Source organism: Mesorhizobium sp. L-8-3 (genome assembly GCF_016756615.1).
Taxonomy (GTDB): domain Bacteria; phylum Pseudomonadota; class Alphaproteobacteria; order Rhizobiales; family Rhizobiaceae.
In genome coordinates, this window is the sequence record NZ_AP023262.1 from 7,473,908 (window position 1) to 7,496,718 (window position 22,811).

Below are 22,811 nucleotides of genomic sequence, written 5' to 3' on the forward strand. Positions count from 1 at the left end.
GCCCTGAGTTGCGCTTCAAAGGCCCCAGCCCCACCGACATGGTCGAGACCCACATCGAGACCAGCGCCGAGGTCAGGGTCGAGCGGCGATGCTACATCTCCTCTCGCATCCTCACCGCAAAAACTTTCGCCGAGGCCGCCCCTTGGGGATCGAGAACGGGCTACGCTGGGTTCTCGATGTCCAATTCAAGGATGATCAGTCCCGCCTGCGCCGCAGCCACGGCGCCACAAACATGGCCATGGTCCGCCACCTCGCCCTCAACCTCATCCGAGCCATGTCCGGAAAACAATCCATCAAGGGAAAGCGAAAACTCGCGACCTGGGATACCGACTACCTGATTGCAGTTCTCCAATTCCGGGTGGTCGACCCATGCCAGCATAATGGGAGGATATTTGCTGCTCTTTCCTCGTCCCGCTATTGGAGGAAACGGCACCGCGACCTTGATGCAGTGTCATGGATGGATAGGGCATTATTCGGGAACCGAACCAATCCACAGAAATATTTTGTTGGTATTTTTGTTGGTCCGCGCTGCTATTGCTCCATGCCGAGGCAATTGAAAACGAATTCAAATTTCCTCTACTTGGATTCCGCCTCTGGCACCAAAATTCGCCTAACGTCTTGTAAATCCTCGAGAGTGGTATCCAGACCGATTCCGGTGGGGCACTCTGCGCGAACGATCGTGTGTGGCTCCGTCTGCGTCTGAGCCCGGAGCGGTCACTCCCGCAAACCCGCCTTCCTCAAGCCGTCGAGCAGCAAGTTCAAGTCGTCCGTGCGTCTGTAGGCCGCGATGGTCCGAACCCACGCAATTGAGAAATCGGGACTGATCCGCAGAACCTCCGCCAAGGCGTCGCGCGCAAGAGCGGTCTCTCCAAGTTGGCCGTAGGTCGCGGCAAGATAGAAGTGAGACGGCAGATGCTGCGGATTGTGGGTGACGCTCCGCTTGATGAACGCCGCCGCCTCCCTGAAGCGGTGCATCGTGAGATGAGCCTGGCCGAGATAGAGGGTGTAGTAGAACGGATAGAATGGATTGAGGCGCTTTGCCTTCTCGATCAAACCGGCGACCTGCTCCGGCTCGCCTGCGAAATTCAGGATGCCGGCGAGATTGGCATAAGCCTCGGCGTTGCCGGGCTCAACCTCGACCCACCGTCTTGCGGCCACCAGGGCCTGGTCGTGTTGCCTCTTGAAAAGATGAACGGAGCCCAGCGCTTCGTAGACCAGGGGAATTGACGGTTCGAGCTCCTTGGCTTTCAGCGCCAGATCGAAAGCCCGGTCCAGCGCCTCGGTGGCACCCGCGAACCAGTCATGCAAGTACGTCTCTGCCAGGGCCGCGTGCGCTGCAGCATAATTCGGGTCGAGCTCGATCGCTCTCTCGTAAAGCCGCCGTGCGGCCGCATTGCCGTTCTTCGAGAACAAGCGATATTGCTCACGTCCGCGCAGGACACAATCGTAGGCTTCCGGATTATCGGTTTCGATGCGAGGCGCGCACGCGTCGTCCCCCTTCACGAGTTTCACCTCGAGGCTGCGCACAATCCGTTCCGTCACGTCGTCCTGCACGGCGAAAATGTCTGCGAGCCCCCGATCGTAGCGCTCGGCCCAGAGATGCCCTCCAGAGCGTCCGTCAATCAACTGCGCTGTGATCCGCACGCGCTCACCGGCCTTTCGTACACTGCCTTCCAGAATGTAGCGAACGCCGAGATCGCGGCAGACATCCTGCGCTTTGACCGCCTTTTTCTTGTAGGTAAAGGTGGAATTCCGCGAGATCACCACAAGCCCGTGTATCTTCGAGATCTCGGTAATGATGTCCTCGGTGATGCCATCGGCGAAATATTCCTGCTCCTGATCGCCGCTCATGTTGTCGAATGGCAGGACGGCAATGGAGGGCCGGTCGGGCGGGGGCATCTCGGCAGGCGCCGTGACTTCAACCGCCGCTTCTTGATCCGGGTGCCAATGCCACACTCTCAGCGGACGGTCGATATTCTTCACTTCCTTGAGCCCCTGGTCCTCGAACCGGAGGCTGATGCGATCCCGCACTTGTTCGTAGACGGCCTCGGAAATGCAGATTCCGCCGGGGGTTGCGAGGCCTTCAAGCCGCGTCGCGACGTTGACGCCGTCACCGTGGATATCGTCGCCGTCGATCACCACATCGCCCAGGTTGATCCCGGCGCGGAACTCAATCCGCTTGTCGTGCGGCAAGACGGCGTTACGTTCAGCCAGGCCCTTTTGTATCTCGGCGGCGGCGCGCACCGCACCCACGACGCTCGCGAACTCCACCAGAATGCCATCGCCCATCAGCTTGACTGTTCGCCCGTGATGCTCGCTGAGCTTGGGATCGATGAGATTGGCCTGCAGGGCCTTGAAAGCCGTAAGCGTACCCTCTTCGTCGGCCCTGATCAGCCGCGAGTAGCCGACTGCATCGGCGGCGAAGATCGCGGCAAGATGGCGTTCCATAGGGTCCTGCCTCCACAAACCCCGGAATCGTAAGGGAGAACCTCTCCGCCGTTGGATTGCTGAGCGCTTGCAGCGGTTTCGAGCGGGGCACTCTACCACGCGGCAGCGTAAGCAACTATGATGAATCGTGGCCATGAGTACGTTCGCGAGCACCAGAAGTCTCGTCAAGAATGGAACCGCACACCTTCAGACAAGGCAGGCTGAAGATGATCAGGCCAAGATCATGATCGATGGTACACGTATACGCGTCAGGGAGGTGCAAATCATGACGACCGAGGATGAAGTCCGCAAAGCATCAGAACAATTCTATGCCGCGCTGAATCGCATGACCAAAGGGGACAGCGGTGCGCTGGCCGACATATGGTCGCATGGCGCGGCCGTCACGGCCATGCACCCGATCGGTGGCCGGGAAGTTGGATGGGACGCCGTCAGGGCGTCGTTTGACCGGGTGGCTCAACTCGCCTCCGACGGCAGGGTTGAACTGAAGGATCAACTTATTCGGGTCGCCGGGAATGTCGCATACGAGACGGGCGTCGAGCACGGGCAGGTGACGCTTGCCGGGTACGACGCCACCATCGAGCACCGCGTCACAAACATCTATCAGCAGGAAGGCGGAGCGTGGAGGTTGGTCCATCACCACACGGACACGTCGCCCGCGATGCTGGACATACTCAGTCGGTTGCAACCGCCATCAGGGTAAGCCGGGGCGCACATACGGGCAGCGCTGCCCGAGGTCCTGGCCCAGCTACCTGACGATGCGCCGGACTCCAAACAGGAGTTGTTCGGTGGCCGTCGCCCTTGTGGCAGCCGCCACTCGGGCAGCGTAGCGTCCGCGTCGAGCGGGCCGGTTGGCCTGACCCGCTGTCAAAGCTCAGGGATGGCGGCTCTGGTGGGACACTTTCAGCCAACCGTTCCCACAGCGCTCGAACGCGAGCCTTGGAAAATCGCTTCCGAGCCGATGCGGACCTTGGGGCTCTACCTGACGATGGTCGGCTTGGATTGTGAGCGGTCGTTCGCACAGAGCCTGCATTGCCCGCTAACCTCACCCCCGAAGATTTGATATCTTTCTGACATGTACGAAGAAAGCACGAGCCACGCGGCCGCCCAGGATTTATGACGGAAGGGGGCTGCGATGCCATACTCAACGCCCGCCAACGAGGCGGAACGGCTTGCTGCCGTTCGAGCGCTCAATGTCCTCGATACCGCGCCCGAGATCGCCTATGACGACATTGGCGAACTGGCTGCACAGATTTGCCAGTGCCCCGTAGCCTATATCGGCTTGATGGACGACGATCGTCTCTGGCTCAAAGCCAAGTATGGCCTTCCGCCGGACTTTCACCAGTGTCCGCGCGAAATCGCATTCTGCACAACCACGGTTTGTGGCAGCGAGATGGTCATAGCGCCGGATCTGCGCAAAGATTCCCGATTCAACCAAATCCCGACTGTCACGGGCGAACCGCACTTCAAATTCTATTGCGGCATGCCGCTTGTAACCGACGAAGGTCATGCGTTGGGGACGCTGTGTGTCATGGATTTCGAACCGCATCAGCTGACATTTGAACAGACACAGGCACTGCGCCGCCTTTCGCGTCAGGTGCTTTCCCAACTGGAACTTCACCGAAAGCTGATCGAATTCGACCAGGCATTGAAAAAGCTCGATCACGCGCACGTGGACCTTTCTGCAGAGAAAGCGCGTACCGAAGAACTGCTCGCCAATATCCTTCCGGTGTCGATCGCAGAGGAACTCAAGAAGAGCGGCAAGGTGCAGCCGAAATATGAGGCTTCAGCGACAATCCTGTTTGCGGATTTCAAGGGCTTCACGCTGCTGGCCGAACGCATGGAGCCCGCCACGCTTGTCGGGCTCCTGGACCAGTATTTCACGGCTTTTGACGAGATCGTGACGCGCCATGGGCTGGAAAAGCTCAAGACGATCGGCGATGCCTACATGGCCGTTGCCGGCGTGCCTCAGGCCAATCGCCGGCATCCAATCGATACTTGCCTCGCGGCGCTGGAAATCCAGGCCGTCACGGCCCGCATGAAGGCACAGCGCGAGAAGATGCGGCTGCCGGCACTTGAGTTGCGTGTCGGAATCCACACCGGGCCGGTCATATCGGGCGTCGTCGGCCGACGGAAGTTCACCTTCGATATCTGGGGCGATGCGGTGAACACGGCGGCGCTCATGGAGGAGAACGGCGCTCCTGGACGGATCAATGTTTCGGAAACCGTAGCCGGGAATGTCAAGACGCTGTTCGAACTGGAGCCGCGGGGCACCATCGAGACCAAGCACGGGCGCAGGCTCGAAATGTTCTTCCTCGACCGGCTGAAGCCGGAATATTCGCGCGATGTGCATGGCCACATGCCAGGCGAGAAATTTGTCGCCGAATGCAACCGACTGCTCGGCGGCTTTTCCGGCTAGTGACCTGGCGCCGAATTTTCATCCAGGGCATGGCGGGTCACGGTCGATCACAAAAAGCCGGCCCGTGAGGGACGGGCCGGAATTCGACGGGAACAGCGCGTCCCATCTGGATTGGGGATACAGAATAGACAGCCCCGCCGTCGCGCCGCATTTAGGCCGGCGACGGTGACAGGCGCATTCCCCAAATGGGGAAAAAGCGCAAAAAAGGCCGCGCATCCGGCAGCGGAGACGCGGGCTCCGGCAGCCGGGGGAGTCTCGGAAGACCAAACGTGGAGGCCTTCGACCCGACCGTCGCGCGGGCGGCCGAGGTGCCTCTGCGTCGACTGCCGCCGATGGCGACGGATATCCATCTTGAAGCCGACGACCTGCCGGCAAGTCCGGGATCGCGCGACGAAGGGGCTGCCAGCGACGCGCAGTCGCGCGCGTGAAGAGTTCCCCGGTCTCGGTTCCTCATCGCGCACGTTGCGATCGAAATCTGCGAGGTAGAGCTCGATCTGTTCGTGGAGGCGATCGATCCCGCCATCCAGCGCGGCAATTTCGACGCAGAGGCCGTGCCGGTCGGGCGCACGGCTGCAAGGGTCTTCCGGAGCAATACACGAGGCGGCGCCCGGCCCAGGACAAGGGAACCGTCGACGCCCGATCCGGCTCACATCCGTTCCGTCGAAGCGTGCGAATACAGCTTTATGGAATCCTATTCCAATTTGGAATTCGATGTTGTAGTATCCAATCGCCGCACGGGAGGAACACGTGACAGTAGCAGCCGTAGACCGGTGCCTCATCATACTGGAGGCGCTTGCGGGAGAGAGCGAGCCGGTGGAACTCACCGACCTGGCCCACCGCCTGGACATGCCGGCCAGCGCGGTGCACCGCACGCTGGCGACTTTGGTCGATCGCGGATGGGTGGTGCAGAACAGGGGGACGCAGCGCTACGCGCTTTCCCTGAGAATGAGCACGCTCGCCTTCCGCAATCTCGATGCCCGCGCCGTTCCCGATGTCGTGCAGTCCGTGCTCGACAAGCTGGCGCGCGAAACGCGTGAATATTGCCGCCTGGCGATCGTCGAAGGCGAGGATCTGGTCTGGGTCGCACGGGCGCAGGGCGCGGTATTGGGCCTGCGCTACGATCCGGAGATGGGGCAGGAGATCGTCCTGCACGCCACCGCAAACGGTAAGGCGTGGCTTGCCACGCTGCCCGAGAGCGAAGCGTTGCGCATCGTCTGCGCGCGTGGTTTCACGGCGCGGCGTCCGCTCGGTCCGAACAGCGCCTCCAATGTCGACGAATTGCGGGCGCGGCTGGCCGAGACACGCGAGCGCGGCTTCGCCACCTCGGTCGAGGAAGCCGAAGCCGGCACCGGCGCCGTGGCGGTGCCCTTTTTCGTCGGGCCTGAGGTCGACGCGCCGGTGGCGGGCACGATGAGCGTCGCGGGGCCTCTCGTGCGCATCACGCCCGAGCGCTACGCAGAATTCGCCGAAGCGCTCAAACGCGCGGCCCGCGAGGTGTCGGAAATCTGGTCGCTGCGTGTGCGTCAGCGCAGCTACCGGCCCGCCGCCATTTCGGCCGCCGGGCGCGACAAGGTCGAGGCGTGAGCGGCAGCCATGAAAGCGCCGACCGCCATGCAAAGAGTAGCTGAACCGGCGCTGTGGTTCGCCGGTCTGCTGATCGTATGGGAAATCCTGGTCAGGCTGTTCGGCGTGCCGGTGTTCGTCCTGCCGGCGCCGTCGCAATTCCTTGCCCGCATCGTGGAGGATGGCCCGCGGCTGGCCTATCACGGCCTGATAACGACCCGGCTGATCGTCTACGGCTTCGTGGCCGGCGCCGTACCCGGCATCGTTCTCGGCTACCTCATCGCCCGTTTCCGGCTTGCAGAGCAGATCATCTATCCGCTGGTCGTTTTCATACAGGGCCTTCCCAAGATCACGCTGGCACCGCTCATGCTGGTGTGGTTCGGCTTCAGCGACTTCCCGAAGATCCTGCTCACCGCCCTGATCACCTTCTTTCCGATCCTGGTCGACAGCGTCACCGGCTTCAAGTCGATCGATCCGCGCCAGTACTATCTCAGCCGGTCGGTCGGCGCGTCCTGGTGGCAGACATTCAGGCTGTTCGAGCTCCCCTCCGCGGCGCCAAGCATTTTTTCGGGCTTCAAGATCACGATCGTCATCGCGGTCACGGTCGTGATCGTGGTCGAATGGATGAATTCGCAGAACGGTCTCGGCTACCTGGTGCTGCGGGCGATGGACGACGCCGACACCTCGCTGCTTTTCGCGGTTCTCGTCATCGGCTCCACGATCGGGGTGGTGCTGAGCTGGGGGATGGCGCTCCTCGAACAACTGCTTCTCCCGTGGCGGCGAAGGTGATGCCGCTCCGCCGTGCAGGCAAGAACCGGTGACGCCCCGAAAGCTGGGCGGCGCATATTCGATCAACAAGGAGGAAACAATGGACAGAACACTGAGACAGCTGGCATTCGGGGCGGTGCTGGCAGCGATGACCGGCACTGGCGCGCTGGCGCAGGACAAGCTGCAGATGCAGATGAACTGGACTGCCGACTCCGCGCATCTCGGCTTCGCCGTGGCGCAGGTGAACGGCATCTATGCCGACCACGATCTCGACGTGCAACTGGTCGAAGGCCGCGGCTCGGCTGTTGCCGCTCAGATTGTCGCCACCGGCCAGACCGAACTCGGCTATGCCGACACAGGCGCGACGCTGAACGTCGCCTCCAAGGGCGCGCCGATCAGGATCATCTCCACGATCTGGAAGTCCGGCCAGTTCGGCATCCAGTATCTGGCGGCTTCCGGCATCAAGGAGCCGAAGGATCTGATCGGCAAGAAGCTGGCGGTTTCGCCCGGTTCGGCCATGCTGCCGCTGATCCCGGTGTTCCTGCGCGCCAACGGGATCGAGGAATCGCAGGTCGAGATCGTCTCGGCGGCCGAAAGCGCCTTCATCGGCCTGCTCACCTCCGGCCAGGTCGACGCCGTTTCGCAGACCCCGGAGAACATCGTGGTGCCGCTCAAGGCGCAGGGCGTCGAAGCGGGGAACATGTATTTCTACAATCACGGTGTACCGATCGCGAGCCTGGCGCTCGTGGCGCGCGAGGACAAACTGCAGGCCAACCCGGATGCCTATAAGCGCTTCGTCAAGGCGACCGCGCTCGGCTGGCAGGAGGCGATGAAGAATCCCGAGGCCGCAGTGGACGCGCTGCTCAAGGTGTTCCCCGAAACAGGCCATTCTCGCGAGAACCTTCTCAAGTCGGCCGAATACAGCTTCGCCTCGGTGTGTCCGGGCGGGTCGGGCGACGTGATCGGCGTGACCGACGACGAGACCTGGGCGTCGATGTACAAGGTGATGACCACGGCTATGGAACTGCCGGACGCGAAGCCGGTCACGGACTATTACACGCTGGACTATGTCCCGGCCGACCCGGTGACCTGTCCCTGAGTGGCGAGCAGCCCTCGACGTGAACCGGGCGCGACGGTCCGCGTCCGGTTCAGCCCATTCCACGGAACCCGATGATGTCCCAATCAGCCAGCGCAGTCGCGGCCCCTTCCTCGCCGGCTCGAATGCAGTCCTTGTCCGCTTTCGGCGGCTCGTTCCTGTCGTCGGTGCTGATCGGTGCGGCGGCAGTGGTCTTCCTGCTCGGCCTGTGGGAAATGCTTCTGCGCGTCTTCGACGTGCCGCTGTGGCTCGTTCCCAAGCCGTCGGACTTTCTGGCGCGCCTCTATACCGACCGTGCGATGATCGCCGGCCACGCAGTCTCGACCTCGATCACCATACTGGAGGGCTTCGCCCTGGGCGTGATGATCGCCGTGCCGCTGGCATTGGCGATCATCTCCGTGGGCGCGCTGGAGCGGGGCCTCTACCCCGTCATCGTGTTCCTCAACATCATGCCGAAGACGGTCATCGGTCCCATTCTGATCGTGTGGTTCGGCATCGGGCCGCTGGTGGCGGCGCTGATCGTCTTCCTGATGTGTTTCTTCCCGATCCTGGTCGACAGCATGTCGGGCTTCCGGCTGGTCGACAAGAGGCTGTTCTACATCTCGCGCTCGATGGGCGCCGACCCGTGGCAGACCTTTTGGAAGGTACGGCTGCCGGCCGCCATGCCGCACATCTTCTCGGGCATGAAGATAGGCGTGGTGAAAGCGGTCGAAGGCGTGATCATTGCCGAGTTCATCGCCTCCAACAAAGGGCTCGGCTTCATGATCATGCAGGCCTCCGGCTTTATGGACATGACGCTGATGTTTTCGGGGCTGGTCGCAGCAGCATTGGTGGCGCTGGTCTTCAACGGCACGATGAGCATGATCGGCCAGTGGCTGATGCCGTGGGCGCGACACTAGAGCAATACGCCGTAGACAGACAGAGAACGACAATGGCACTGGCGGATACAATCATGGACAGAAGAACCGGCCTGCCGCGCTCGAGCGAAGGCGCGCCCGTCACGGGCGCCTCGATCCGCGCGCTCGGCCTGACCAAGGTCTATGGCAGCGGCGCAAGCGCCTTTCACGCGCTCGGGCCCATCGATCTGGACATCAAGCCGGGCGAATTCGTCAGCATCATCGGCCCGTCGGGCTGCGGCAAGAGCACCACGATGCTGCTGGTCACGGGCCTGGAACCGATGAGCGAGGGTGTCGTGGAGATCGACGGCGAGCCGTTGACCCGGCCGATCTCGGAGATCGGCATCGTCTTCCAGGACCATCTGTTGCTGGAATTCAGGACGGCGATCAAGAACGTCATGCTGCAGCAGGAAATCCGCGGTCTTGACAGGCAGACGCTACGCACCCGCGCCGACGAACTGTTCCAACGGCTGGGACTGAAAGGCGCGGAGAACCGCTACCCCTGGCAGCTTTCGGGCGGCATGCGCCAGCGCGTGTCGATCGCCCGGGCGTTGGTCCATGATCCGTCCATGCTGCTGATGGACGAACCGTTCGGCGCACTCGACGCGATCACGCGTACGCAGATACGCCACGACCTTGAAATGCTTTGGCTGGAAACGCGCAAGACGGTTCTGTTCATCACGCACTCGATCGAGGAGGCGGTCGGCCTGTCGGACCGCGTGCTGGTGATGTCGAAAAGCCCGGGCACGATCGTGGAGGAGATCGTCATCGACCTGCCGCGCCCGCGCCCGGCTCATCTCGGCGAATATCCGGAATTCTCGCGCTACGCGGAACGCATCTACGCGATCTTCGAGAAGCTCGGCGTTTACAAGTTCTGACGCGCGCCGAAGATCGATGGACAACACACTGAAGCAGCCCGAGATCGTTATCAACCATGCCACCATGCGCGAGAGATGGGACATGGCGGCGTTCCTTTCCGCATGCGCCCGGTGCGGACTGACCCGCGCTTCGATCTGGGACGACGAGGTGAAGCGGACGGGCATCGCGGGTGCACGATCGATCATGGCCGAGAACGGCATCGGCGCTTTCGGCTACAACCGGGCGGGGCCGCTGATCGGCGCAACCGTGGAAGATAACCGGCAGAAGCAGGATGCCGGCCGGCGGGCGCTGGACCGGGCAGCGGAAGTCGGGGCCGATCACGTACTGGTCTTTTCGGGGGGTCTCGCTCCAGGCAGCCGCGATATGGCCGGCGCGCGCGCGCAGATGGAAGACGCCACCGCCGCCCTGCTCGAACACGCACGGCCTCTTGGGGTCAAGCTTGCGCTGGAGCCGCTCCATCCCATGTTGGCCGCCGACCGGGCCGTCATTCTCAGCCTCTCCCACGCCAATGACATCTGCGATCGTCTCGGGCCTGGAATAGGCGTCGTGATAGACGTCTATCACGTATGGTGGGACGAGCGGCTCGAAGCGGAGATCATGCGCACCGGCGCGGCCGGCCGCATCCTGGCATTCCACGTCAACGACTGGCTGGTACCGACAAGGCACATACTGAAGGACCGAGGCATGATGGGCGACGGCGTCATCGATCTCGGGGGCATCTGGCGGCAGATCGAAGCGGCCGGCTACCGCGGGCCGGTCGAGGTCGAGATATTCTCCGAGCGGTGGTGGAACGAGGATCCCGACCTTGTTCTCGACACGGCGATCGCGCGATGCCGGGAACTGTTCGTGCCCGCCGGTGCGCGAACATGAGCGGCCTCGTCTCCAACCTCAACGGCGCGTCGCGCATCTATGCTGTGTTTGGCGATCCCGTCGCGCAGGTGCAGACGCCGGCCCTGATCAACCCGCTCTTCGCCGAGCGTGGCGCCGATATATGGGCGGTGCCTTTCCACGTGACGCGCGAGAACTTCGAGACGGCATGGCGCGCATTCGCGGCGATGCCGAATGTCGCCGGCATCGGCGTAACGGTTCCACACAAGGTCGCAGCCTTCAGGCTTTGCGACAGGGTGACACCGGCGGCATCGGAAGTCGGTGCGGTGAATTCGATCCAGCACGCGCCCGACGGCTCCATGCACGGCGCGCTTTTCGACGGGCTCGGTTTCGTGCGCGGGCTTGGCGAGAACCGGAAGCGGCTGGCCGGGGCTTCCGTGCTGCTTGTCGGCGCCGGCGGCGCCGGGCGGGCGATCGCGCACGCGCTGGCGGAGAACGGGATCGGCCGGCTGTCCGTGATCGAGATCGATGCCGAAGCGCGGGATTTCACAATCGAGATGACCAATCGTGTCGCGCGAAGGACCATTGCCGCGGAGGGCAACGATACCCTTTCCGGCCACCACATGCTGATCAACGCGACCCCGATCGGGCTGAAGTCGGCCGAGAGCTTTCCTGTCGATCTCACCACACTCGAGCCAGAGGTTCTGGTGGCCGACATTGCCGCGCTTTCGCGCGAAACGGAGCTTCTGAAACTGGCACGCGAGCGCGGCTGCCCGACCAGCGACGGGCGCGACATGTTGAAAGCCCAGATCGGGCTGATCGCGGGCTTCGCGGCCGGGCACGCGGCAGGCACCCCGCTTGATGGCGCCTAGCCCTTCCGGGCGAGGTGTCCCCAGAGCCTGGCGATGTGCTCCGCAATCGGGCGAACCTGCCCCCTGATCATGTGAATGCCCGAGTGGATTGCGGCACCTCGCTCGCGCGCCACTTCCAGAAGCGGCGTGATCTCCGGTTTGGCGACGACCTCCGCGACAAGCATGGTGCCGTCGAGCCCGTCGGCGGCTACCGGCAGTGCATCATCGGGACTGAGCCCGAGGGAGGTGGCGTTGACAACCAGCTGTCCGGGCCGCGGCTCGGCCGCACCGGCTCTGGCGAAGCGCCGTCCGAAGGCGGCATTGACCAGGTCCGCCAGTTCTTCCGCCTTGCTCGCGGTCCGGTTTGCGACAACCAGGGATGCCGCGCCGTCCTCGGCCAGCGCAAAAGCGATTGCGATGGCCGCTCCGCCGGCGCCGATCATCAGGCAGTCCCTCCCGGCAACAACATGGCCTTCGCGTTTCAGCCCACCGACAAATCCCTTGCCGTCGAACTGGTAGCCGCGCAGGGAGCCGTCAGCCTCGCGGCGCACCAGATTGACCGCGCCGACACGTTCCGCCAGCGGGTCGAGACTGTCGCACAGGCGCAGGACCTGCTGCTTGTGGGGAATGGTGACGCCGAAGCCGACGATGCTTTCGATCGCACGCAATCCCTTCCATGCCTCTTCGAGGCGCTCGGTCCTGACGTGGAGCGGCACGCACACGATGTCCGCACCGAGTTCGGCGAAGATCGGGTTGATGTTCACCGGCGTCATGATCTGGGCGATCGGATCGCCGATAACGCCCATGACTCGGGTCGTGCCTTCGATAGCCGGAAGCGCCGCACCTACCAAGACAAGTCCCCTCGCGGCAACCAGACGATGCTGCCGTCTTCGATGCCGACCAGCAGGCCGAGTTCGCCCGTGCCCGTCCAGTCGACCGCTTCCGGCGACGCGACATGCATGCCCATCGCAATCGTTTTGCCCCTGAACTTCAAGGCTCGCGGCAGGGCGAATACCGGCTCCGCGTTCGTGCCGACATTCTCCAGCAGGAAAATACCGGCCTGGCCGGTGGTATTGCGCGGCGCGCCGGATGGGCCGGGCGGCACGGATGCGCGCGCATGCGTGCCTATGACGAGGTCGATGCGCCCGTTCCCGGTCCAGTCGCAGGCGCAGAGCTTCACCCGCCCGCGGCCACCGCCCACGTCCTGGGTAAAACGCATCTCACCGCCGTCTGACCAGCGCGGATGGCGCTTGTCGGAAAGCTCGGTGTCGGACCTGCGCCGGTAGTCCGAAAGCACGCCATCCTCGTCGAGACAGAGATAGTGAAGCCGGCCACCACCGAGCCAGTCGACCACCGCCGGCCTGACGCGCCAGACCGTCTTGAGGGGCCTGCCTTCATATGTGAGCCTGCGCGCCGCCTCGAAGCGTGGCACGGCGTTGCCGCCCGCGTTCCTGTAGAAGCTATGGTAACCGGTCACGTCGCTCACCAGCAGGTCCGGCTTTCCGTCGCCGTCCCAGTCGGCGATTGTGGGACAGGAATATCCGAACATCTTTTCCGAAGGGCCCTGGATGGAGCCGGTCAGTCCGGCTGCGATGCGCACGGGGACACCGTCCGCCTCGATCATGATTTCCCGGGCCAACAGCGGCGCCTCGCGCGGGCCGCGGTTCTCGTAGAACAGAAGCTCGCCCGTGCTGTTGCCGACGACGAGGTCGGGCAGGCCATTGCCGGTGAAGTCGAATGCCGCCGGCGCTGGAAGTGCGCCGGCATGGATCAGCGGTGCCGAAGTCTCGACCCGCCCGACCTTTTCGAAGGCCGCGCGGCCGTCCGGGCCGATCCCGACGTTCCTGAGGAAAGTGACATAGCCGTCCTCGGCGCCGGCAAGGATATCAATTCTGCCGTCGCCGTCCCAGTCGACCGCGCAGGGCAGGTGGATGCATTGATCGAGCAAAACCGGCTCGCCGTCTGCGCTCGACAGAAGGCGCGGCTGCTCGAAAGAGCCCGGACCTGTCTGTTTGGCATGATGCAGGATGTTCCAGAACTCGCCGCAGACGATCTCGACGAGGCCATCGCCGTCGAAATCGGCGAAGGCGGGTGCGAGCTGGCCGTAGACTTCCAGCGGGGTTTCGCCGCCGATGATCGGCTTGCCGCGTTCCAGCTTCGGCGCGCTCACCGTTCCGCGGTTCTTGAAGGCATAAAGAAAGCCGCGAAGCGGACCGCCGAGCCAACGTCCCGCCGCGTCATAGCCGCGGTAGCCTTCATCGTTCCATTCGAGACCGTTGGGCCAGTAGTCGTCCCAGGAATCGGTGCCGACGACCAGTTCCGGCACGCCGTCGCCGTCGATGTCGTGAAAGCGGGCCATATGGAAATATTCGTTTCCCTTGACCCAGTCGGCATCAAGGTCGAGCTTCACCGGCGCGTCGAAGCGCGGCTCGCCACGCGTACCGATGTTGGGGAAGACGTAGATCTGCCGGCGCATGCGCGAGGCCGACACGAGGTGGAATATATCGCCGTCAGGGACGGCGGTCACATAGCCACGTACGCCTTCGACCACCTGCTCGGGCCCCAGAAGCGGCGTGCCGTCGGCGCGCGCGCCGACCTGCCGTCGCAGGAAGACCTGGCCGTCATAGCAGGGATCCCAGCTTGAGAGGAGCAAGTCTCGGCCACCGTCGCCATCCCAGTCGACCACCTCGACACAGGTGATGATGCGGCCGGCGACCGGCGCGGACACGACCTCCGGATGATAGGCGACGGCCTGTTCCACGTAGGACGGGCCCGTCCAGACCGTGGCGTCGTCTTCCCAACGTTTCACGCTCAAATGGGTGTCTCCTCCGTTTTGGAATCCTATTCCAAAATTGAGAACTATCATATAGGTTCGCAAATGGAAGCAGCACACGGATCACTCATGCACATTTCCATAGACGGCATCGTGCCGGTCATGCTCACGCCCTTCACCGATGCCGACAGAATAGACGAAGCCGGACTGGAAAGGCTCGTCGAATGGTATCTGGACAATGGAGCGGACGCCCTGTTCGCGGTCTGCCAGTCGAGCGAAATGCAGAAACTGACGCTCGACGAACGGATATCGTTGGCGCGCAGCACGGTGCGGTTCGCAGCCGGACGCGTTCCGGTGGTCGCATCCGGGCACATCTCCGATTCGCCGGAGGATCAGATCGCGGAACTTGCCGCCATGGCCGAGACGGGCATCGGCGCGCTGGTGCTGGTGACGAACCGTCTCGATCCGCGAAACGGGGGCTTCGAAGTCTTCCGGTCGGCGCTCGAGACCATTCTCAAGCATCTTCCGTCCGACCTGCCGCTCGGGCTTTATGAGTGTCCGGCACCCTACCGTCGCCTGCTTTCCGACGACGAAATGAAGCTATGCCGCGACACCGGCCGTTTCGTGGTGCTGAAGGATGTCAGTTGCGATCTGGAAACCGTAAGGCGTCGGGCTCGGATGACTGCCGGGACTTCCTTCGCCATCGTCAACGCCAACGCGGCGATCGCCTTCGAAGCGATGCGCGCGGGATCGCATGGATTCGGCGGGGTCTTCACCAATTTCCATCCCGATCTTTATGCCTGGCTTTACGCGCACAGGGAGGAAGACAGCCCGCTGATCCGCGACCTTGCCGTTTACCTGGCACTGTCCGCGATGGCGGAAGGCATGGGCTATCCCAAGCTGGCCAAACTATACCACCAGCGCCTCGGCACATTCGAATGCGCCCATTCGCGCGTGACGGACTACCACCCGTTCGAGCGCCACTGGGCCTCGGCCGACCTGCTCGATCATATCCATGTCGGCGCGGAACGCTTTCGTGCGCTGATCGCCGACACCTGATCCTGTAGCTCTGCCGACTTCTGATCCAGGGCGGACAACAGTCCGGAGCGCGCCGGCGTATGGCCGAGACGCGCATGATCGCGATCACCAGAACGGCATGTGAGCCGGATCGAGCATGATCTCGATCAGCAGCGGCCTGTCGCGGCGGGCGATGGCCTCGCGCGCGAGGTCGAGGTCGGCCAGCGTGCGCACGGTGACACCCTTGCCGCCGAGCGCGTCGGCGATCGGCGCGAAATCCGGCCAATCGAACAGGCTGATTGCCGGATCCATCTGCTTGTCGCGCAGCAGCGCGTATTCCGCGCCATAGCAATTGTCGTTGCAGAGCACCACGATCAGGTCGGTGCGTTGGCGCACAGCGGTGTTGAACTCGGTCAGCCCGCCAAGCATGAAGCCGCCGTCTCCGATCGTCAGCACCACCGGCCGCCCCGGCTCGGCCGCCGCGGCTCCGATCGCCTGCGCCATGCCGAGGCCGATCGAGCCGAAGCTCGCCGTCTGGACATAGAGCCGCGGATGCTGGACGCGGAGGGACTGCATCGCCTTGACCATGTGCCGGCCCGCGTCGGTGACAAGGATGCGGTCGGGCGGCAGGATTGCGTCGAGACGGCAGAGCACATCGACATAGTCGAGCCGCTGCAGGGAGGCTTCTGCCTGCGGAGGCGGCTGGTCGGCAAGGCCGTGCGGGGACAATTCGCCGCGGAAGCCCGAGGGCGCGATCTCGGCCTCGTCCAGCCAGTAGATGATGCGCTCGACCGTCTCGGCCACGCCGCCGACGAGGCCGATGTCGGGCGTGTGGCCACGGCCGATGCCCGCCGGGTGCGAGGCAAGCTGCACCACGCGCTTGCCGTCGACGAAGCCGCCATGCGAGGTGGTGTGGAAGTTGAGCGCCGCCCCGAAGGCAAGGATGCAGTCGCTCTTCATGAGCGCGTCGGTCGCTCCCGGGGCGCTCAGCGTGCCCATGATGCCGAGATCGTAGTCTTCGCCCCGAAAGAGATCCTTCGCTCGCAGCGTGGTTGCCAGCGGTGCGTCGATGCGCGCGGCAAGCCGCAGCAACGCCTCGCGCGCGGCATCGCCGATCGCGTCGCGGCCCGCCAGCACGATCGGGCGCTTCGCCGCCGCGACGATGCCGATCGCTTCGTCGAGATCGGCACCGGCGGGCGTTGCCGAAGGCTGCGCAGGCGCCGCCAGCATCGGCGCGAAATCGTCCTCGACGGAAGCGCGCATGACGTCGACGGGAAAGTTGAAGGCCACCGGGCGTCGCTCGGCGTTCGCGCGGCGGATCGCGCGCGCGAGATCGGCGACCGCGCTGGCCGGCGTGTTCATCTGCTCGAAGCCGGCGCCGGTCGCAAGGATCAGATCGCGCTGGGCGATCTTCTGGAGGTTTTCCCGGTCGCCATAGGCGGTGTCGCCGCAAAGCAGCACCATCGGCGTGCCGGCCTTCACGCCCTCCGCCAGCGCCGTCAGGGTGTTCGTCACGGCGGGGCCATGCGTCACGGTTGCCAGCCCGGTCCTGCCCGAAACCGAGGCGTAGCCGAGCGCCATCAAGGCAGCGCCGTTCTCGTTCGCGGCCGCGACGAAACTCCCTCCGTGTCTGCGCATGAAACAGTCGGCGAGGTAGACATTGGCATCACCGGTGACGCCGAACAGCGGGCCAAGCCCGGCCTCGGCAAGCGCATGCGCCAGAGCTTCGTAGACCTTCACCGATGCCGCCATGATTCCTTCCCTTCTTTCCCACTGCCGGCCAGTTCGCCACGACAGCGCCTCCCGAATCCCAGAGAGATGCCAATGTGTCTCATATACTGGGACAATTCCAGCCATCCGGTCGATCTCTCTACTCGCCGGTCAACGCATCCGGACAAAGGATGTCGAAAGCTGATGAAACGCAATATTGACATGCCTGCAGGTTCGTGTCGATGATCTGATCGACAGATCACAGAATCTGGGCCGGCGGATGGTGCTGCGGCGGTTCATGGAAATGTGTCCCACATCGTAGGAGATTGGCCTGCCAATCCCGCTATGCGAAACACCTGAAGATTGCCGGCGGGGCCGGCGGGAGGAATTGATGAAATACACCTGGCCTTCAATCGGCGCTTCGATCGCTGCGATGGTCACCGGCATGTTCGTGGCCTGCTCTTCGGCATCGGCCGCCGAAGCGTGGCTCGAGCAGCTCGAACCCCGCGTATTGAAGCTCGCGGACTTCTCGGGCGACCAGAACGCCAACTTCGGCGCTGCGATGGTCGAGTGGGAGAACGCCATCACCGAGTTCACCGGTGGCAAGATCACCTTCGAGAACTACTGGTCGTCGTCGCTGCTGAAGGCGACGGACACGCTGCAGGGGGTCGGCGACGGCGTCGCCGATATCGGGTTGATCATCCCGAGCTACTACCCGCAGCAGCTTCCCGTGGGCTCCTGGCTGTTCGGCCTCGGCGCCGCGCTCAGCGGCTCGACCGTGCACGACGTGGCGGCGGGCGGTGCGACGGCGCTGGAGACAATCCTGACGCTCGACGCGCTGACGGAGGAGTACGCCTCGCACAATGTCAAGGTGCTGCAGGGAACGTCGACTCCCGCCTACAACCTGCTCTGCAACAAGCCGATCGACTCGCTGGCCGACGCCGGCGGCAAGCGCGCGCGGGCTATCGGCGCCGTCTGGTCGGACACGGTGACCGCGCTCGGCATGACGCCGGTCAGCATCGCCTGGAACGAGGCCTATGAAGGCCTGCAGCGCGGCGTGTTCGACTGCATGGTGATCAACCCCAACCAGTATGTCGACGGCCTGATCCTCAAGGATGTCGCGCCCGAATATATTCCGGTGACGATGGCGCAGCTCCAGGCGTCGACCTGGGTGATCAACCTCGACGTCTGGGAGAGTTTCCCCGTGGAGCTTCAGAACTTCATCACCAGGGAAAACATCCGCGCCGCCTACAACATCTGGAAGGGCTACCTGAAGATCGAGGCTGGCGCGGGCGATCTGATAGCCGAAGGCAAGGTAGTGCGCACCCACGATGTCTCCGCGCTCGAGCCCGTCGCCATGAAGCAGCGCGCGGAGTCCGTGGCCGCACTTGCCTCCAAGGCTCCGGCCACCGTCACAGACGCACAAGCCGTCGTCGACCGCTATCTGGAGCGGATCGCCTACTGGACCGGGGCACTCGGCGCCGAGGGCTATCCGGTGGCGGAGCGCACGCCGGAGGCGATCCAGAAGGCCTTCGCCGGCCTGCGCGACGTCGACCTGTCGGGCTTCTACAAGAAGTTCGACGGGGAAGTGACCCCGACGCTGCTGAAATAGGCCAGGGCAATTCCAGCAGGAGTGCGCAGCGGTTTGCGTCCGGAATTGCTTGGGAACAACACGATAGGGCATTTCCGCGACTCGGAGAAAAGCGGAAATGCTCCATGGGCGCCGCTGCCCGCGGGCGGGCGGCGGCGCGAGCCGCATCCTGCCGCCGATTGGAAGGCCTCGAAACGATGACCGACAACGCAAGCCGCGCCGGCGCGGCGCCAGGGCGGATTGCCGCCGCCTTGCGCCTGATCGACCGCATGAGCGCCATCCTCGCCGCCGCGGCAGCTGCGGCGCTGGTGCTTCTGGTGGTGAACATCGCCATCGACGTGGTCGGCCGCACGCTTTTCCAAGCGCCTCTCGTGGCCACGCTGGAGATGACCTCCTATTGGTGGATGCCCGGCCTCACTCTGCTGGCTTTCGCCTATACCGAGGTTCGCCAGGACCACATCAAGGTTACCATCCTGCTCGACGCCCTGCCGCCGCGCATGCGCCAGATCGTCGAGGGCTCGTTCGGCGTCCTGACGATCCTGCTTCTGGCTGCGCTCGCCTGGTACACGCTGGCCGACGCTTTGCAGAGCGCTCACATCGGCCAGACGACGCCGTCGACGCCGCCGGTGGCGATCTGGCCCTTCAAGTTCGCCGCGGCGGCCGGCATCGCGATGCTCTGCCTGCAGGTCGCGGCGACGACGCTGCGCCACTTCCTGGGCGTGCTGCCGAGGACGGGCGGGCCGGACGGCGAGGCGGACCGGCCATGAGCACGATCGAGACAGGAAACCCGTCGGCGGCCGGCGCGGGTGCGCCGCGCAGCCATCGCCTCGCGCGCGCCGTCTTCGCGGTCGCGGTCGCCGCGGCGGTCGGCGCCATCGCGGCCATGTTCTTCGGCGGCCTGCCGAAGCCGGCGATCGGGTCGCTGGTCGTGTTGCTCAGCATCGCCCTGCTGCTGATGGGCATTCCTGTCGGTATCGCCATGCTGGGCGCGGCGCTTGTCGGCCTCCATGCGCTGAGCACCACCAGGGTCGTGACCTCGACGCTCAAGGCGGTCGCCTACGATTCGGCCGCGTCCTGGTCCTACAGCGTTATCCCGATGTTCATCCTGATGGGCATGCTGCTGTGGAAATCGGGCTTGACCGCCTCGGCATTCGAGACGGCGCGCCGCTGGCTCGGCTGGATGCCCGGAGGTCTCGCGGTCGCGACCAACTTCGCCGGCGCCACTCTTGCCGCCAGCAGCGGCAGCACCATCGGCATCACCTATGCGCTCGGCCGCGTCTCGATCCCGGAAATGCTGAAGTCGGGCTACCACCCGCGGCTTGCCGTCGGCTCGGTCGCGGCGGCCGGCACGCTCGGCCAGATCATCCCGCCCAGTCTGCTGCTCGTCGTCTATGCAGGAGCGGCTGCGGTGCCGGTAGGCCAGCAACTCCTCGCCGGCGTCGTCCCCGGCATCATCCTCGCCCTCGCCTTCGCGCTGATGATCATCGTCCACGCTATCGTAAGCCCGGCGCTGGCGCCGCGCGTCGACATGAGCGGCGTCACCTGGCGCATGCGCTTCGCATCGCTCGCCGGCATCGTGCCGATCGCAATCGTCGTGCTGCTGGTCATCGGCGGCCTGTTCGCCGGCATCTTCACCGCCACCGAATCGGGTGTGTTCGGCATGATCGCAGCGCTGATCTTCGGGACCGTCCATCGCCTGCGCGAGGGTGCAACGGCGAGCGACATCTGGACCATGGTGAAGGAATCGATGGTCGGCACGCTCACCGGCACCGCGTCGATCTTCCTCTTGATCATGGGCGTCGCGGTACTCACGCGCGCCATGGCGCTGAGCCAGGTGCCAAACGCTCTGGCCCAGCTCATCGTCGACATGGGGCTTGGCCGCGTCGAGCTGCTGCTGATCCTGATCTTCGTCTACCTGCTGCTCGGCATGTTCATGGACACGCTGGCGATGATGCTGCTGACCATTCCGGTGCTGCTCGCCCCGCTCGAGGCGGTGGGGGTCGATCCGCTCTGGTACGGCGTGTTCCTGGTGGTGATGGCCGAGGTCGGCCTGCTCACCCCGCCGCTCGGTATCCTCTCCTTCATCGTCCACAGGATCGCGTCCGACTCGCAAACCGGCAGGCCGATCGGGCTCGGTGAGGTATTCCGCGGCGTCGCGCCGTTCGCCGCGACCGCGATCGCTGTGCTCCTGCTGCTGATCGCGTTCCCCGACATCGTGACCTGGCTTCCGGGAGCGAGTTCGTCCCGCTGACCCCTACCCCTCCCGCGAGAGCACGGCATTTATCTCCTGCCTCAGCACCTGCGCCCAGACGCCAACGCCGCGCTCGTCGACCTGCGAGGCGAGGCCCGCGACGCTCAGGGCAAGATGCGGCGTCGAGCCGGGGCTGGGGATCGCCATGCCGATGCCGACCACGTCCTTGGCGACGTTGCCGCGGCTGACCGTGTAGCCGATGCGCTGCGTCTCGGCGACGAGGTCGCGGATCTTGTCGACCGTCAGCGTCGAATAGGCCGGCAGGTAAGGCTCGATCGTGCGGATGATGTTTTCCCGCGTCTTTTCGTCGAGTGCGGCGAGCAAGGCGGTCGCACCGGCCCCCACGCCGAGGAAGCGGCGCTGGCCGACTTCCACCGGGATGACGCGGATGACCGAGTTGCCCTCTGTCTTGAGAACGCACGCAGCCTCGATGCCGCTGCGGCTCAACAGGTAGGCGGTAACGCCGGTGCGCTGGGCGACGCGGTCGACCGCGACCCGCCACTTCGCGACTTCGAGCGGGCTGCCGGTGACCGTCAGCCCGAGCTCGTAGGTCAACTGCCCGACGAAATAGCGCCGCCGTTCGGTATCGTGCCGAACCAGACCTTCGTCGACCAGGCATTTGAGGATGCGGTGCGTCGTCGAACGCGGCAGCAGCACAGCCTGGGTGATGTCGGCGAGACTGGCGCCCTGCGTGCCGCCGCGTCCCAGCCGGCGCAGGATAGCCGCGGCGCGCCGGATCGCCTGGGTTCCATCGGTATTGCCCTCCGTGGGCGACTGGTCGCGACTTCCCATCTCGTCCTCGGTCTGTTCGGGCGGCCCGTGCGCGGCGGGGTCATCCGCTCTACGTGCACGGCCGCCACGCGGTCAAGTCGATGCGCTTCCCGGACCTACGGGCATATCTATCCGGCGCCTTCACCGCGCGGCCGGCCCGAATGCGACCAGTCCGGCGTGACGGGCCGCCGCTCGGCCGACAGCGCTTCCTCTGTCAGGAACTTGGTGGTGCTCCAGCCCCCGTCCACGGCCAGCACCTGGCCATTGATCCAGGCCGATGCCGGCGACGACAGGAAAAAGATCGCCTGGGCGACATCCTCGGCAAGCCCCATCCGCGTCGATGGCGTCATGTCCACGTTCATGCGCCGGAAGCGCTCGTCGTCCATGCGGCCCATCGTCATCGGCGTGGCGACGACGCCGGGCGCCACGGCATTCGTCCGGATGCCGATCGAGCCGTACTGGCAGGCAAGGTGCGTGGTCAGCGCGTTGATGCCGCCCTTGGCGGCCGAATAGGCGCCGCCGCGCAGTCCGCCCAGCAGCGCATAGGTCGAGCTGACGTTGACGATGGTGCCAGGCGTCGCCAGCACGCGCAGGGCCTCGCGACAGAAACGGAAGGGCGAGCGCAGCATGACGTCGAGAAAGTAGTCGAGCGTCTCGTCGTCGGTCTCATGCACCGGCTTGGGGCTGCCGATGCCCGCATTGTTGACGAGATGATCGAGCCGGCCGAACCGCTCGACCGCGAGGTCGACGGCCCGGCGCGGCGCGTCATCGTCGCGCACGTCGACGGCAAGCGTTGCCACCGGCGCAGGCCCGCCGGCAAGAGCACGCTCCATCGCGGCGAGCTTCCCGGCATCTCGCGCGACGCCGACCACCGCGATGCCCGCCTCCACGAACATCTTTGCCGTCGCCAGCCCGATCCCGCTGGAAGCGCCTGTGATGACCGCCACATGCAT

The 22,811-nt window shown here is 64.5% G+C and carries 20 protein-coding genes and 1 pseudogene; 15 read left to right on the forward strand and 6 right to left on the reverse strand.

The genetic code is table 11. The annotated features are described in order from the left end of the window. Positions 1 to 714 precede the first annotated feature (714 nt). Positions 715 to 2,448 (reverse strand): tetratricopeptide repeat protein, encoded by a 1,734-nt coding sequence (locus JN302_RS34600; protein ID WP_202330572.1) that lies wholly within the window; start codon positions 2,446 to 2,448, stop codon positions 715 to 717. A 133-nt stretch (positions 2,449 to 2,581) separates the two neighbouring features. Between JN302_RS34600 and JN302_RS34605 the strand changes: the two genes are divergently transcribed. The 11 genes and pseudogenes from JN302_RS34605 to JN302_RS34650 all read left to right on the forward strand — a co-directional run bounded on the left by JN302_RS34605 (position 2,582) and on the right by JN302_RS34650 (position 11,766). Beyond that, positions 2,582 to 3,148, forward strand: coding sequence for a YybH family protein (locus JN302_RS34605; RefSeq protein ID WP_202330573.1), 567 nt, complete (start codon positions 2,582 to 2,584; stop codon positions 3,146 to 3,148). 432 nt (positions 3,149 to 3,580) lie between these two features. After that, positions 3,581 to 3,985 (forward strand): annotated as a pseudogene (locus JN302_RS40105) (GAF domain-containing protein); the annotation flags it as partial. A gap of 132 nt (positions 3,986 to 4,117) precedes the next feature. Then, positions 4,118 to 4,864 carry an adenylate/guanylate cyclase domain-containing protein gene (locus tag JN302_RS39470; RefSeq protein ID WP_244846097.1) on the forward strand — a complete coding sequence of 249 codons (747 nt, stop codon included), beginning with the start codon at positions 4,118 to 4,120 and terminating at the stop codon, positions 4,862 to 4,864. A gap of 269 nt (positions 4,865 to 5,133) precedes the next feature. Beyond that, on the forward strand, positions 5,134 to 5,292 hold the full coding sequence (locus JN302_RS34615) for a hypothetical protein (protein ID WP_202330575.1): 159 nt from the start codon (positions 5,134 to 5,136) through the stop codon (positions 5,290 to 5,292). 319 nt (positions 5,293 to 5,611) lie between these two features. Continuing rightward, entirely contained in the window at positions 5,612 to 6,448 is an 837-nt protein-coding gene (locus JN302_RS34620; protein ID WP_202308819.1) for an IclR family transcriptional regulator, read from the forward strand. A gap of 9 nt (positions 6,449 to 6,457) precedes the next feature. Next, positions 6,458 to 7,216: an ABC transporter permease gene (locus tag JN302_RS34625; RefSeq protein ID WP_202330576.1), complete on the forward strand. Its 759-nt coding sequence runs from the start codon at positions 6,458 to 6,460 to the stop codon at positions 7,214 to 7,216. A 79-nt stretch (positions 7,217 to 7,295) separates the two neighbouring features. Continuing rightward, positions 7,296 to 8,294 carry an ABC transporter substrate-binding protein gene (locus tag JN302_RS34630; RefSeq protein WP_202330577.1) on the forward strand — a complete coding sequence of 333 codons (999 nt, stop codon included), beginning with the start codon at positions 7,296 to 7,298 and terminating at the stop codon, positions 8,292 to 8,294. 131 nt (positions 8,295 to 8,425) lie between these two features. Then, positions 8,426 to 9,190, forward strand: coding sequence for an ABC transporter permease (locus JN302_RS34635; RefSeq protein ID WP_210382573.1), 765 nt, complete (start codon positions 8,426 to 8,428; stop codon positions 9,188 to 9,190). Between the two features lie 53 nt (positions 9,191 to 9,243). Then, complete coding sequence (locus JN302_RS34640; protein ID WP_244846098.1) at positions 9,244 to 10,065, forward strand: ABC transporter ATP-binding protein; 822 nt, start codon at positions 9,244 to 9,246, stop codon at positions 10,063 to 10,065. Between the two features lie 16 nt (positions 10,066 to 10,081). Beyond that, on the forward strand, positions 10,082 to 10,936 hold the full coding sequence (locus tag JN302_RS34645) for a sugar phosphate isomerase/epimerase family protein (protein WP_202330578.1): 855 nt from the start codon (positions 10,082 to 10,084) through the stop codon (positions 10,934 to 10,936). Then, positions 10,933 to 11,766, forward strand: a complete 834-nt coding sequence (locus JN302_RS34650; RefSeq protein WP_202330579.1) for a shikimate dehydrogenase family protein — start codon at positions 10,933 to 10,935, stop codon at positions 11,764 to 11,766. Before JN302_RS34645 ends, JN302_RS34650 begins: the two co-directional genes overlap by 4 nt. On the opposite strand, the gene JN302_RS34655 is transcribed toward JN302_RS34650, so the two are convergent. Both JN302_RS34655 and JN302_RS34660 read right to left on the reverse strand, forming a co-directional pair. Continuing rightward, positions 11,763 to 12,551 (reverse strand): shikimate dehydrogenase family protein, encoded by a 789-nt coding sequence (locus JN302_RS34655; protein ID WP_202330580.1) that lies wholly within the window; start codon positions 12,549 to 12,551, stop codon positions 11,763 to 11,765. The genes JN302_RS34650 and JN302_RS34655 overlap by 4 nt on opposite strands. A gap of 38 nt (positions 12,552 to 12,589) precedes the next feature. Further along, positions 12,590 to 14,554, reverse strand: coding sequence for an FG-GAP repeat domain-containing protein (locus JN302_RS34660; protein WP_244846743.1), 1,965 nt, complete (start codon positions 14,552 to 14,554; stop codon positions 12,590 to 12,592). 93 nt (positions 14,555 to 14,647) lie between these two features. Between JN302_RS34660 and JN302_RS34665 the strand changes: the two genes are divergently transcribed. Beyond that, positions 14,648 to 15,577 carry a dihydrodipicolinate synthase family protein gene (locus JN302_RS34665; protein WP_202330582.1) on the forward strand — a complete coding sequence of 310 codons (930 nt, stop codon included), beginning with the start codon at positions 14,648 to 14,650 and terminating at the stop codon, positions 15,575 to 15,577. An 84-nt stretch (positions 15,578 to 15,661) separates the two neighbouring features. On the opposite strand, the gene JN302_RS34670 is transcribed toward JN302_RS34665, so the two are convergent. Next, the gene (locus JN302_RS34670; protein ID WP_202330583.1) at positions 15,662 to 17,287 is read right to left on the reverse strand and encodes a thiamine pyrophosphate-binding protein; all 1,626 of its coding nucleotides are present in this window, start codon (positions 17,285 to 17,287) and stop codon (positions 15,662 to 15,664) included. Positions 17,288 to 17,636: 349 nt separating this feature from the next. Here JN302_RS34670 and JN302_RS34675 point away from each other — a divergent pair, with 349 nt between their 5' ends. The 3 genes from JN302_RS34675 (at position 17,637) to JN302_RS34685 (ending at position 21,087) form a co-directional block, all read left to right on the forward strand. Next, complete coding sequence (locus JN302_RS34675) at positions 17,637 to 18,857, forward strand: C4-dicarboxylate TRAP transporter substrate-binding protein (protein WP_202308829.1); 1,221 nt, start codon at positions 17,637 to 17,639, stop codon at positions 18,855 to 18,857. Positions 18,858 to 19,033: 176 nt separating this feature from the next. Next, entirely contained in the window at positions 19,034 to 19,603 is a 570-nt protein-coding gene (locus tag JN302_RS34680; protein WP_202330584.1) for a TRAP transporter small permease subunit, read from the forward strand. Next, entirely contained in the window at positions 19,600 to 21,087 is a 1,488-nt protein-coding gene (locus JN302_RS34685) for a TRAP transporter large permease (protein WP_202308831.1), read from the forward strand. The genes JN302_RS34680 and JN302_RS34685 overlap by 4 nt, the downstream gene beginning before the upstream one ends. Before the next feature lie 3 nt (positions 21,088 to 21,090). Here JN302_RS34685 and JN302_RS34690 read toward each other — a convergent pair whose 3' ends face one another. Both JN302_RS34690 and JN302_RS34695 read right to left on the reverse strand, forming a co-directional pair. Next, positions 21,091 to 21,879, reverse strand: coding sequence for an IclR family transcriptional regulator (locus tag JN302_RS34690; protein WP_202330585.1), 789 nt, complete (start codon positions 21,877 to 21,879; stop codon positions 21,091 to 21,093). Between the two features lie 107 nt (positions 21,880 to 21,986). After that, positions 21,987 to 22,811, reverse strand: coding sequence for an SDR family NAD(P)-dependent oxidoreductase (locus JN302_RS34695; RefSeq protein WP_202334549.1), 825 nt, complete (start codon positions 22,809 to 22,811; stop codon positions 21,987 to 21,989).